This is a genomic window from Salinispora cortesiana, from assembly GCF_000484695.1.
Classification (GTDB): Bacteria; Actinomycetota; Actinomycetes; order Mycobacteriales; family Micromonosporaceae; genus Micromonospora; species Micromonospora cortesiana.
Genome location: NZ_AXVR01000026.1, coordinates 50,810 through 62,025 on the forward strand (window position 1 = coordinate 50,810; position 11,216 = coordinate 62,025).

Genomic DNA, 11,216 nt, shown 5'->3' on the forward strand with positions numbered 1-11,216 from the left:
CTTCTGATCACGGAGCAATCCACGGTGACGGAGGCGAATTCGTGACGACCATTCGCAACGCTTGGCGGTGGCTCACTGGCCATACCGCACCTGTACCGACCGTATTCCGCCGACTCCGCCGCCGGCCCGCACGGCTGGACGCGACCGGCCCCGCTACCCGGTACGCGGCACGGGCCGGCGCCTACTCCCCGCTGCACAACCAACCCACGGTCATCTTCGACAGCCGGCCGCTGCTGACCCCGCTCGCCCGACTACGGGCGAACCGCCGGTGATGGCCACCCACACCCGGCCCAGCAGCCCGGCCAGCCTGTCGACGGTCCAGCTACGCAACCGGATGATCCTGTCCGCCCGGCGGATCATCACCGAGCACTGGCCCCGGATCGACCGGTGCCCGATCTGCCGGTCCGCATGGCCGTGTCCGCCCACCGAGACCGCCTACGACTACCTCGCCACGGTCGGGCAGGGCAACTGGGCGCCCCCGCAACGCGCGCGGAGCCGGCGTTGAAACCGGCCGACACCGCGCGCGAACGCGCCGAGCAGGCCCGACTCGCCGAGGCCCGCGCCGGCCGTGGCCCCGCCATGCGCGAACTCGAGCAGCAGCGCGAGCAGCTGCGCGCTGCTGCTCGACGCCAACCGCCAAGCCAGGTACTACCGGCAACTCGCGCAAGCCGATCAGGATAAGGCCCGCGCCGCCCGCGACGAGATCCGCGCTGCAGGCCGCCGAGCACGCCCGTAGCCGGCTGGCGAAACTGCTACGCCCCGCGCCGACCAGGTAGCCCGGCAAGGTGCGGGACCCTTCCGACGTCGCCCGTCTTCGCCGTGGGCGACCTTCCTTCCTCTCGCAGTCACACGCAGATGATCAACGGTTACTTTCAGTCCGATTCCCTGTTAGGGTCCTGGTCATCCATCAATGCGATGGGTCAGAGAGCCGGCCTGGCTCTCAGCCAGCGTTTGTCCTGGTCGTTCCACGATCCGGCCTAGCTGGCACGAAACCTGCGGGGAGGTAAGGGCATAGTGCAAACACGTCTTCGGACGTCCACCCGTGCCAGGCGCACAGTGGCGCGAGTGGCGGTCACCATCTTGATAGCGGCAGGGCTTGTCGCTGTCGGTCAAGCGGCCCAAGCCGCAACGTCGGCGCCTATTGCAGTTGGAGCAGGGGCAACCAACGACGCGCGTGTGTGGGAAATAGTCGGTACGGCGGCGGCATCGCGAGTGCGGATGACTCCGTATCGAGTCGGTGTGTCCGGATCGTCGATCGACAATCAGCGGTGGCGATGGGAGCGAGTGGCGTCGAGTGCGACCGCTGGAATTACCTGGCGGATCAAGAACGTTTTGAGCGGGTTGTGCTTGGACACGAACTCCTCCAACGCCGTAGTGATGTCCGCTTGCGGTACCGCCACGAGTCAGCGATGGCGAGCACCACTGAACGACCCGTTTGCGGGTTGGACCTTGGTTAATGGTGCCAACTCTCAATGCTTGCAAGTCGTGGGCTCCAGCACTGCCAACGGCGCGTTACTACAGACTGCAACGTGTTCGGGCGGTAGCGCGGCTCAGGCGTGGCGGCTGCGCCCGGCCCCGCTGGACTGCACGATCCGCAGCAGGCTATGGACGATGACAGAGGTGTGCGCGTCGCAGACCTCTGAGCGCATGACCGGCGTGATGGCAAATTGGAGGCATTATCCAATCACCATGGCGTGGGTTGATCCAGAGCTGTACATCCTCAGCCACACCACAAAGACCTACACACAGGTAAGGCCGCTCAAGCCGGACTTCAGCCAGGGGGCGACCGGGGTCGAGGTTGGTAGTCAGGCTATCCGCAGCACTTCACAGGCTGGCACTGTGTCCTACGGGGCGTATTGGCTCGAGTGGAATTCATCGACGGAGTGATTGCAGGCGCTAACGACTGGCCAAGCGCCCCGATCCGACACCCCTGACGGTCGAAACCACACGTACATGCTGCTTGGGAAGGGTAATGCCGGCCAGTGGGATGTGCTGTACGACTACAACACGGTAGCCACTACCGTGTTGCAGGCCGGAGGAAGTACACGCGCCTCCCGTAGCGGAGTTGCAGTGCGGTATCCGCAGGCGACGACGATGGCAAGCCCGGTTGAACTGCGGATGCAGCTGATGAACGGTAATGGTGTCTGGCGACGACCCTATCTGGGTGAGACTGGAACGGCTGAGCCTAAAACCTGTGAAACGCCACCGCGTTATGAGGACTGGATCTATGACAAGGTAAACATCCCCCCAAACTGTTTCACCGCTTCATATACAACGCGGGCGGGTGAGGTGACCGGTGACCCGGTGCAGCTGGACAGCTTCACCGTCGGCAAACCGGCCACCATCACAACCTTCTCGGCGGATTCGCCCTTCTTCCCACGCAGCCGCTCTGCGGCGGGCGTTCACAACGGTGTTGATCAGCAGGCTCTCGCCGCCTGTCTGGACAGCGCGTCTAGCAACTGCATAGATCAAGTTCCTGGTCTAGCCGCCTGCGTAGCGGCCCGGGCCGTCTGCAACATCACCGGCCGCGAGTCGCGGCAAATAGAGAAGCTAACGCCCATGACCGCCCGAGGGGCGATTAAGGCCGCCGCCAGTACCTTCGACGTCGTCGATGCGGCCCCCTCTACCGTGACCACGGAGGCGCAGCCTGCCTCATTCCTCACCGCCGGGGTGCCATCCGAAGGGCCTGTGCACGTGGTGAGTTCAACAGCGCGAGTACGCTCAATGGCGGTATCTCACGACCAGGTTTACAAGGGCTATGTGGCAGTGTTTGAGGCAGCATCTGGACGAATGATCTCGGCCTGCCTTGGCGCTGGCTGCCAGGAGGCGTGGTGACCGACGGCAATAACGGGCAAAAGCCCGATCGAGGGAGAACGTCAATGATTCTGAAGGCCCTGGCGCTCACGGCTTCACTTACGTTGATGGCCGTTCCCGCAGGCCCCGCCGCCGCCGGAACGAAAGGGGCAGCCCTCGTAGATAGTCACGCGTTCGTTGAGTGGGGGAAGCGTTCTTCGACGCCAGCCGGGATACCTGCGCCTGTGCCAGGAGCGATTGTTGAAAAGGGCGAACGATCATTGCCGTCGACCCCGGCGCATAACGGTGCAGAGCCGGTACTGCCGGTTATCCCGAGACTGGCCCCTGAGGATCCGCCGCCGCCTCCAAGCAAGGACGAATGTCGTGATCAGCCAGATGCGAAAACACAGCCGGGTGACCTGAGCGGCTGGTATAAGAATCGATACAGCTGGTGCGCTTGGGGCAATTTCGAGGCGCCAGGCATCGACACAAGGACTGGGCAGAAAATCGCCAACTTCTCGGCGGATTTTACCGTAATCGGTTACGGCAACAACGGTGCTCGCCAGTTCGACTACGTCATATACATCGACGACATCAGATATACGGGCGACTCCGTCAACTGGACCGCGGCTACCCTGCAGGCCTCGCTCGTCGGCTGTAACGCGGCGATGACATGTCCAAGCACCAGCCGGCTTGCAACCGTGCCGGTGTGGCAAGGAGTAAACACCGCCGCCTTCACCTTTACCTCACCTGATGTGACCGGCGGCGGCAACCAAATCGTTGGCACATCCATGGCACTAAACCTCGACTTTGAAACCCCAGCCCAACCCGAATGGGTATGGGGTGTGCCGGGTGGTGTGGACACTGCACGCGCACCCATCCGCTACGATTCAGCCAGCTATGTGGGGCGGGCTCGCGGTGCAGTCTTCAATGACTATCGGCCCGTGCTGACCGTCGACCTCAATCAGGCCAACCAGAACGAAAGTGCGTTGCATATTCTGCAGGCCTTCGACCAGCCGCAGTTTACGTTTCCCAGTTGGGTCGGAAAAAGCGTTCCGGGCAAGACTGGACCCCTTACTCGCATGTACAACGAGTCCGCAAAGAACGCCAACCGTTCTAAGTCAGAGAAAATGTGCAGATCTACCTTCGGATCTTGGGGCAGCACACTAGACAACTGCGACGAATTCCCATTTGCCTCCACCTATGAAGGTTCAAAAACCGGACCAGAGACATACGGCTGGGGCGAGCGCTACTCCGTGCGCCTGATCGACAAAGATGACAACCAGTACGTCGGTAATACGATGCTGGAAGTGGACATCTATCGCGCGCAACGCATGCTGGACGGTGACAAGTTCTATGTCGCCGTGAAACAGTAAATTAAGAGAAGGGCGCATGTACCGGCGCAGCCACCTTCGGCTGTGCCGGTACACTCGCTGTTAATCATCCTCGTCGTCCTCCCACCGTGGATTCGATGCCACCTGCCAAAGCAAGATTCGATATCGTTCTGCCTCCTCAAAGGCGTTCACATTGGCTTCGGCCTCCGCCTGCCCGCCCGCGTGCACGCCTTGTTCCTGCAATCTCCGTGCCTTAGTGCGACCATAGCCGAAGACTAGAACTCCGTATGTGCCGGGCCCATTGGGAAGTTCCATGCCGCGCTGGAACGCCTCGTCAAGCGAATACGGAATACTGATAGATCCGCTGGGGATCTCAATCTGCCCATGGCGCAGCAGCTCGGCAGCAGGGTCGCCGTTCGGCGCCTCGTCACATAGTTCGATCCGTACGTCAATTCCGACTTTGTCGGCCGCGACCTCCACCGCCACCGCATTCGTCGCCCATCCCACTACCTCTCGGCTCGCGGCGGAGAACGCCCTAGCAAGGTTCTCTGATTCCTCGCAGGTTGGGTCGTGAAGCCAAAACATTTGGTAGTTGCTGCTGACGACCGTGTGCCAAATCAATGTCGCAGACGCACTCATGACATTCCTTCCGACGCCTTCCCGTGGTAGCCTTTGCCGGCTCCGGATCCACCACTGCGGCGCCTATCCTCGCATTCGTGGTACCTATCCGTCCATAGGTGGGCGGCAGCCGTTCCCATCCTGGGACGCGAACCCACCCCACCGCAATAGACCTAGATCTGCTGAACAGGAATAGGACCGGTGTGACCGTTACTCGCCATGGTTGTGGGCGTCGCGAGCAGGGCGGCGGTGGTCATTGGGCGGCCTTGCTGCTCAACCGCTCACGGCGGCACGTCTTGCACTCGCGCCGGGCGTAGCCCTTCGGAGTGCGCCGTGAGTAGGTGTTCTGTGGCGTGTACTCGTGGCCCTGCCGGCAGTGGGTCTTTGCCGCATTGTGGTGGGGCCTGGTGTGGCGGGAGCGGAGCAGGTTCTGTCGCTGTGTTACTGCTTCCAGGTGGGTCGGATTGACGCAACGTCGATGCCGGCATCCGGTCCCGCCTGGACAGGTGGTGTCTGTGTTGTGGCACTGGTGGTCGACGTTCAGGCCGTCTGGGACGGGGCGGACCATCAGTTCGTAGGCGACCCGGTGTGCGCCCTCACTTCCCTTGCCGAAGATCCCGTAGCCGTCGGGGTTGGTGTGGCCGCGCCACATCCAACAGGCGTCAAGGCCGCCGGAGGTGTCTACCTGAGTGATGAAGGCGCGGATCCGTAGTGGGCTAATCGCGTTAATGCGGCCGGGGCCGGCAGGTGGAGTCGGATTGCTCGGCCCGGCGGGAGGGTGTGTCATGCGATCCTGCCCTTCTCCCGCTGCTGCATCAGTGCGTCAACCGCAGACCGGCGGACGCGAAACCGGGGTCGGGACTGGCCCTGGCCGATGTCGATGCGGGGGAGTAGGCCGGCCCACACGAGCCGGTAGACCGTCTGCTTGTGGGTTCGCATGACTGCGGCGGCTTCCTTGACGGTCAGGTAGGTGTCCATCACTCGGCTACCTCGAAGAGGTCTTCGAAGCTGACTGATAGCCCGAGTTGGCCAAGCGCCTCGCTGTGGTGCTGGAGTGCCGCGAGGGTCGCCGCGATTACGGCCTCTCCGGCGTGCTGGTCGCGACGGAGTCGGGTGATGGTGCGTGATGCGATGCCGAGTAGTCGTGCGCGCGCTTGGTCGGATGTGGCTCCGACGATGCGCGTGTAGAGGTCGAATCGGTCGAGACGTAGCCGGACGTGGGGGCGCTTAACCCCGTTGACGTCTGGCCGTGTCCTGACTTGCATGTCCATGTTCACGTGTCAGAGATTACTCGGACATGCATGGGCTATCAAGCGCTGTAGGTCACGCATGTCTAAGTTCACCCGGACGTATGACTAGACCCGGACATGCGTGTCTGGTTACTGTTGCTTGTATGTCTCAGCGAGTGCTACGCAGGGCGCGGAGGTCGGCGATGACCAACCGGCCCATGCGCCCGCCGCCACTACTGCCACCATTGCCGCGCCTGCCCGCGTCCTCAGACACACATGTCGCCTACCATGTCCCGATGGACAGTGAGCACCGGATCGATCGGGCCGAGTGGGCTGCGGTGGTCCGAGAGGTGCTGGAGACGGAGACCGGTGGCAAAAAGGAGCCGCTGGCCCGGCTGCTCGGTATCAACTCGAAGACGCTCCAGCGTTGGCTGAGTGAGGAGGTGGCTGTCTCTGAGGAGTACGTGCGCCTCGTCGCACGGACCACCGGACGTGATCCGATGGGCCTGCTCACGAGGGTCGGGTACTACCGTGAAGCCGATCTCAACGTCAAGCCTCCGCCGAACCCGCTTGAGATCGCGGAGGATGCCGCACTGAAGGTGATCGAGGAGAGCGGTCATCCGCCTCGGGTCAAGGCCCGGATGCGGGAGCGTCTATACGAGTTGCGCCGCCAGCGTCAGGCCGCCGAGGTCGAAGAGGTGCAGTGGTGGATTGATCACGCCAAGGAGGGGTAATGGCGTGGATCCGCCAACTCGACTCGGGTAAGTGGGCTGCGACGATCCGATACGGATCCGGACCAAATGATCGACTCACGGAGACTGACAGGTCCAAGGTGGTCATCACCAGGTGGGCCGCTGACCAGGAAGCCAGCCTGCGGCGGGGCGACTGGATTGACCCGCGCGCCGGCAAGAAGACTGTGGGGGAGTGCTGGGAGCAGTGGGGAACCACGTCCCGTCGGCCTGAACAGGCCAGCCGACGGCGGGACGAATCCCACTACCGGTGCCATGTAGCGCCACGGTGGGCGGACGTGCGCGTCGGATCGATCCTCAAGCCGGATGTGACGGCGTGGGTGGTCGAGATGGAGGGCGCGCACACGTCGAGCTGCCGCAGCCCGAAAGTCTGTCCCGGGTGCAAGCCGCCGGTCGGCGCGGCCACAATCGAAGGCGCGGTCGGTGTGCTCCGTGCGGTTCTCGACCTGGCCATCGAAGCCAAACTTATCCGTGACAATCCAGCTCGAGGTGTCCGAAAGCCGAAACGCGACGCTCACGTTGACCGGGTCCTGGACCCCGATGAGGAAACAGCACTGCTGGACACGCTCGATCGGATGTTTCCTGGCCGGGTTGATGCGGCCCTTTTCGTAGAGTTGGCAGCCGACACGGGAATGCGATGGGAAGAGGTGTCGGCAATTCCACCGTCGCTTGTCGATACACGGCGGCAGCGTATCCACATCGCTTGGGTAATGGAGCGAGACGGTACGGCGCGGCCGTACGCAAAGTCGGCTGCCGGTAATCGCTCGGTTACCTACGGGGATCATCTCTCCGCGCGGATGAAAGAGGCGAAGATTGCGGCCCGGGAAGTGGAGGGCGTGTTTCCCGGCGACGACCCAGGAAGGCTGGTTTTCACCTCAGAGAATGGTAAGGAGCTGCGGTATTCAAACTGGCATCGTCGGGTATGGCAACCGGCGCTGCAAGGCATGCCAGAGCGGCAGATGGTAAAGGGGCATAAGTTCCGGCCAGCGGTCACGGGCGCAGACTTGGACGACCCGCAGCCGACTCCGCACGACCTGCGGCACACGTTTGGCACCCGGCTCGCGGACGAGGGGGTGCCGTTGCACGACATCATGGCGCTGATGGGGCATGAGGATGTGCGGTCAGCGCAGCGGTATTTGCACTCGCGGGAGGAAAGGTTCGACCGGGCTCGTCAGGCGTTGCGCCGGGCGCGTGGTGGATCTTGATGAGTCGCCCATGAGTCATGATCTTGATATGTCATGTTGAAACCACCTAACTTGGCCTAACTTTAGATGCAGGTCAGACGCATGATCGCCGCTCCGTTGCAGGTCGGGGAATCGGCTGGAATTCGTTCACACCGAAGCGGTCGTCAGGGAGAATCCCGGAGTGAGCTGGGAAGAGTTTTTGTGGCACATGGATCACCGAACGGGCATGTACGTCGGGAAGCCAAGGTACGACCGTGCGTGGTCCGCGCTGACGGGATTCGCCCTAGCGCGCGGACAGGGCGAGCTGGCGGCGTTCCAAGAGTGGATGTCCGGCCGCCATCGTGGCAGCAGCAGCCTTGCCTTCCCATCTCTAGTGCTAGCGGAGACCTTCGGCGATGGTGCTACCGAGGCCCGCCTAGCAAGCGATGCCGACCACGTGCTGGCCGTCTCGAAGCTCTGCCAGCTCTTCCGGGAGTTCCTCAAACAGCACGCTCGAACGCCCTAGCACTAGCGGCAGGAAGGATGCCCGTTCCGAGCGGGTGACTAAGTGAGTGACGACCACGACGGACGCCGGTGGACAAGCATGCGCGGCTGAGGATCGTCGCAGCAGCTAAGCCCGGGAACAGTAGCAGGTCAGAGAGCCGTGCTGGTTGCCTGGGGGTCAAGGAGCCGTCAGGTGTGTAAGGCGGATGGATCTGCATCGAAGGGTTCTGCGGTCATCTACCCTCGGCGGGGTTGCCGTGAGCGTTTTTCGCTTCGTTGTCAGCCTCCTCTGTGTCAGTTCGGACTACCTGTTCCGAGAGTGCGGCTCTATATGCGTCGTCTACTATCCGAGCGAACAAGCGCTCTCGGGGTTGAAAGGACGGCTCTAGGTACGCCTGGCGTGAGTTCTTCCAGAAGTCGCGGATATTGTCGCTCTCGAACTTTTGCGTCATTTCTGATCGAAGCTCTGGCTCCGTGATAGTGCCAAGATCGAATGCTGTAAGGAGGTATGCAAATACTAAGTTCGTGTATGCGCGTAGGCGAGCCTCTGCCGCAGCGGTTCCTTCCCGATAGCCCCATGCGGCCAACAGTTCTGGGTCGTCGAGTGCCGGCTTAACAAGTTCGAGACGCATTGTGCGTGAGGCCTGCACTTGGCTAATCCGCGTTTGCTTTCGCTGCATCAGAAGAGAAAGAGCTACGCCAGCGAGTGCGATTATTGAGATCGCTGTGGAGCTGACGGCCGCGATTCGCTCAATCATGAGGGCATGGTATAGCGCGCACGCAAACGGCCCCCGGGGGACGCTGGACCACCAATCGTTGCCGGGTGGGAGACGGGCCCGGCCATGAACGACGGTGGACATTTGACAGCAACGTCGACAGCTACAGGGCGACACATCGCCGGATGCGCAGAGTTGGCGACGGATCAACCACCGAAGTGGCGGACGGGCGCGTACCTGATCGCCCAGAGCACCCAGAGCACCCAGAGTTTACAAGCGAGGGGTCGGGCGGCTTGGCAGAATCGGGATGGTGCGGCCAGTAGGTGCCGCCTGCCGCGCAGAGTGTGGGGTTCGGCGCGGGTACTGGCGGGTGGTGGCGAAGCAGGCGGCAGGGTTGACTCGGTGGACGGTCCACGGTGAGCGGGTGGTGGATGACACCCGGCGGGCGCGGTTGAGCATCGCCGAGGTGGAGTTGCCGGACGGAGTTCGGTTCGAGCAGTACGTGATCCGGGCTCCCCGGTCGGCCATGGTCGCCGTGCTTGATGATCAGGAGCGCCTGTTGTTGATGCGGCGGCACCGGTTCGTGTTCGACCGGTGGGTGTGGGAGCTGCCCGGCGGCTATGTTGACGACGACGAGCACCCGGCGCAGTGTGCGGTGCGGGAGGTCGAGGAAGAGACCGGCTGGCGGCCCCAGGCGGTCGAGCCGCTGCTGTCCTTCCAACCCTGGGTCGGCACCGCCGACGCCGAGAACCTGCTGTTCCTGGCCCGGCACGCCGAGCACATCGGCGCACCCGTCGACGTGAACGAGGCGGAGCAGGTCGTCTGGGTCCCGCTCGACGGGGCATACGAGCTGGTGTCCGGGGCGGGATCGTCGGTGCCGGCACGGTGATCGCAGTGCTGGAGCTGGTGGCGCGCAAGGCCCGGGGAGAGCTGTGATTGTCAGCGTCGAGGGCCGAGGGTGGCGTCGACGCGACCGGTGAAGTGCCGGACGGCGGATAGCCGCCGGTGTGGGGCAAGCTGCGCTTGCAGGTCGCGGACATAGCGAACGGTCCGCTATGAAGTAGCGGACAGCTCGAGCCTGTTCGGAACCACCATTCCGTGGTAGGGCGTACGCCGGGCTACTCATCCATGACCTACTCGGAGCGCCCCGTCCTGATGTCCGCCGGTCTAACTTGATCTTTAACCTGGTCGACGTTGACGGGGATTCGCCGCTCCGGCCGAGGAAGTAGCCGGCGGAAAGTCCCGCCTGAAAGGCGCCGATCACCAGCACATCCACGTCCCGACCGCTCACCTCGGGGTAGCCGCGCCGGGTGGCCGATCCGTACCGGAAACGGAGGTTCCGTCGATGCCGGTCGCGGCGAGCGCGGGACTGCTCATTCCCAGCGCGTTCGTCGCCACGCTGCCAGCGCCCTCTACAAGTGGCTTGCCGTAGCTGACGGCCGGGCCGAACAATGCAGGAGTGGTGGCTCTCTCTGGAAATCCGGCGCACCTATGACAGAGGCGCTCAGGTTCGAGGAACTCCGTTAGGTGTGCACGCGGTTGCTGGACGCCGCGCAGGAGCGGTTCGGCTCCGAGATTGATCTGTCGATCCTTGAAGTCGATTTTTACTGGAACGTGGACCTACGTTCCGCCTTCAATATCTATCAGGACCCGGCGTCTGAGATTGACGTCGGGCAGAGCAGTGACGACATGGCGGAGCTGCGTGAGCTGTTGCACCGTCGGGCGGACGACGACCCGATGCTCTGGCACGACCTGCAACACCTAGTACTCCAGCAGGAGATCCGTTTCAGGGCTCGGTGAGAGATTGTCGGGCGTAGTGACCGATCTTGGCTTGGGCTTGGTGCTGGCGTCGGAAGATGGACCAGGCGATGACGTCGCCGACACGTCGGGGGGGTTCGATGATCAGGGCGTGGAACAGCCGACGGACTTCGTTGACGGTGATCGGGATCAAGCCGTGCGGGGTGGTGGTGCTGGCTGCTGCGGCGGCGGCGAGGAACGCGTGAGCGGCGATGACGAGGGTGGTCCAGCGGTGCCAGGCCCGCCAACGGCGGTGTTGGTGCTGGTCCAGGCCGAGGCCCGTCTTGGTGGCCTGGAACGCCTCCTCGATGCT

At 63.1% G+C, this 11,216-nt stretch carries 13 protein-coding genes and 2 pseudogenes; 10 read left to right on the plus strand and 5 right to left on the minus strand.

Going from position 1 to position 11,216, the window contains the following annotated elements; all coding sequences use genetic code 11:
* The first annotated feature begins 41 nt into the window (after positions 1 to 41).
* The 5 genes from K228_RS0113475 (at position 42) to K228_RS27130 (ending at position 4,169) form a co-directional block, all read left to right on the plus strand.
* Entirely contained in the window at positions 42 to 272 is a 231-nt protein-coding gene (locus tag K228_RS0113475; RefSeq protein WP_025618912.1) for a hypothetical protein, read from the plus strand.
* On the plus strand, positions 272 to 505 hold the full coding sequence (locus tag K228_RS0113480) for a hypothetical protein (RefSeq protein WP_025618913.1): 234 nt from the start codon (positions 272 to 274) through the stop codon (positions 503 to 505). The genes K228_RS0113475 and K228_RS0113480 overlap by 1 nt, the downstream gene beginning before the upstream one ends.
* A 713-nt stretch (positions 506 to 1,218) precedes the next feature.
* Positions 1,219 to 1,887 (plus strand): RICIN domain-containing protein, encoded by a 669-nt coding sequence (locus K228_RS27125; protein ID WP_155251581.1) that lies wholly within the window; start codon positions 1,219 to 1,221, stop codon positions 1,885 to 1,887.
* A 66-nt stretch (positions 1,888 to 1,953) separates the two neighbouring features.
* Positions 1,954 to 2,835, plus strand: coding sequence for a hypothetical protein (locus K228_RS28320; protein ID WP_155251577.1), 882 nt, complete (start codon positions 1,954 to 1,956; stop codon positions 2,833 to 2,835).
* Complete coding sequence (locus tag K228_RS27130) at positions 2,832 to 4,169, plus strand: NucA/NucB deoxyribonuclease domain-containing protein (protein ID WP_155251578.1); 1,338 nt, start codon at positions 2,832 to 2,834, stop codon at positions 4,167 to 4,169. Before K228_RS28320 ends, K228_RS27130 begins: the two co-directional genes overlap by 4 nt.
* A 60-nt stretch (positions 4,170 to 4,229) precedes the next feature.
* Here K228_RS27130 and K228_RS0113505 read toward each other — a convergent pair whose 3' ends face one another.
* The 3 genes from K228_RS0113505 to K228_RS0113520 form a co-directional block, all read right to left on the minus strand.
* On the minus strand, positions 4,230 to 4,766 hold the full coding sequence (locus K228_RS0113505) for a hypothetical protein (protein WP_155251579.1): 537 nt from the start codon (positions 4,764 to 4,766) through the stop codon (positions 4,230 to 4,232).
* Between the two features lie 762 nt (positions 4,767 to 5,528).
* Positions 5,529 to 5,723: a helix-turn-helix domain-containing protein gene (locus K228_RS0113515; protein ID WP_025618917.1), complete on the minus strand. Its 195-nt coding sequence runs from the start codon at positions 5,721 to 5,723 to the stop codon at positions 5,529 to 5,531.
* Positions 5,723 to 6,016 (minus strand): hypothetical protein, encoded by a 294-nt coding sequence (locus K228_RS0113520; protein WP_245603473.1) that lies wholly within the window; start codon positions 6,014 to 6,016, stop codon positions 5,723 to 5,725. Before K228_RS0113520 ends, K228_RS0113515 begins: the two co-directional genes overlap by 1 nt.
* Before the next feature lie 254 nt (positions 6,017 to 6,270).
* On the opposite strand from K228_RS0113520, the gene K228_RS0113525 reads away from it, so the two are divergent.
* From K228_RS0113525 to K228_RS0113535, 3 genes are all read left to right on the plus strand, one after another.
* On the plus strand, positions 6,271 to 6,708 hold the full coding sequence (locus tag K228_RS0113525; protein ID WP_025618919.1) for a hypothetical protein: 438 nt from the start codon (positions 6,271 to 6,273) through the stop codon (positions 6,706 to 6,708).
* Positions 6,709 to 7,001: 293 nt separating this feature from the next.
* Positions 7,002 to 7,928: a tyrosine-type recombinase/integrase gene (locus K228_RS27140; RefSeq protein WP_245603471.1), complete on the plus strand. Its 927-nt coding sequence runs from the start codon at positions 7,002 to 7,004 to the stop codon at positions 7,926 to 7,928.
* 160 nt (positions 7,929 to 8,088) lie between these two features.
* Complete coding sequence (locus K228_RS0113535) at positions 8,089 to 8,412, plus strand: hypothetical protein (protein ID WP_025618921.1); 324 nt, start codon at positions 8,089 to 8,091, stop codon at positions 8,410 to 8,412.
* Between the two features lie 211 nt (positions 8,413 to 8,623).
* Here the strand turns inward: K228_RS0113535 and K228_RS28325 are convergent, their stop codons facing one another.
* Positions 8,624 to 9,148: a DUF6082 family protein gene (locus K228_RS28325; protein WP_155251580.1), complete on the minus strand. Its 525-nt coding sequence runs from the start codon at positions 9,146 to 9,148 to the stop codon at positions 8,624 to 8,626.
* A 328-nt stretch (positions 9,149 to 9,476) separates the two neighbouring features.
* Here K228_RS28325 and K228_RS25620 point away from each other — a divergent pair.
* Positions 9,477 to 10,042: pseudogene (locus K228_RS25620) on the plus strand (NUDIX hydrolase).
* A gap of 591 nt (positions 10,043 to 10,633) precedes the next feature.
* Positions 10,634 to 10,906, plus strand: coding sequence for a hypothetical protein (locus K228_RS0113545; RefSeq protein ID WP_245603472.1), 273 nt, complete (start codon positions 10,634 to 10,636; stop codon positions 10,904 to 10,906).
* Here the strand turns inward: K228_RS0113545 and K228_RS28835 are convergent.
* Positions 10,893 to 11,216 (minus strand): annotated as a pseudogene (locus K228_RS28835) (IS701 family transposase); the annotation flags it as partial. The gene K228_RS0113545 and the pseudogene K228_RS28835 overlap by 14 nt on opposite strands.

What these genes read in the sequence shown, in the direction of transcription:
- K228_RS0113515 (WP_025618917.1), bottom strand. Translation starts at nt 5,723, where the DNA reads ATGGACACCTACCTGACCGTCAAGGAAGCCGCCGCAGTCATGCGAACC.
- K228_RS28320 (WP_155251577.1), top strand. Translation starts at nt 1,954, where the DNA reads ATGCTGCTTGGGAAGGGTAATGCCGGCCAGTGGGATGTGCTGTACGAC.
- K228_RS0113505 (WP_155251579.1), bottom strand. Translation starts at nt 4,766, where the DNA reads ATGAGTGCGTCTGCGACATTGATTTGGCACACGGTCGTCAGCAGCAAC.
- K228_RS0113480 (WP_025618913.1), top strand. Translation starts at nt 272, where the DNA reads ATGGCCACCCACACCCGGCCCAGCAGCCCGGCCAGCCTGTCGACGGTC.
- K228_RS27125 (WP_155251581.1), top strand. Translation starts at nt 1,219, where the DNA reads ATGACTCCGTATCGAGTCGGTGTGTCCGGATCGTCGATCGACAATCAG.
- K228_RS0113520 (WP_245603473.1), bottom strand. Translation starts at nt 6,016, where the DNA reads ATGGACATGCAAGTCAGGACACGGCCAGACGTCAACGGGGTTAAGCGC.
- K228_RS28325 (WP_155251580.1), bottom strand. Translation starts at nt 9,148, where the DNA reads ATGATTGAGCGAATCGCGGCCGTCAGCTCCACAGCGATCTCAATAATC.
- K228_RS0113525 (WP_025618919.1), top strand. Translation starts at nt 6,271, where the DNA reads ATGGACAGTGAGCACCGGATCGATCGGGCCGAGTGGGCTGCGGTGGTC.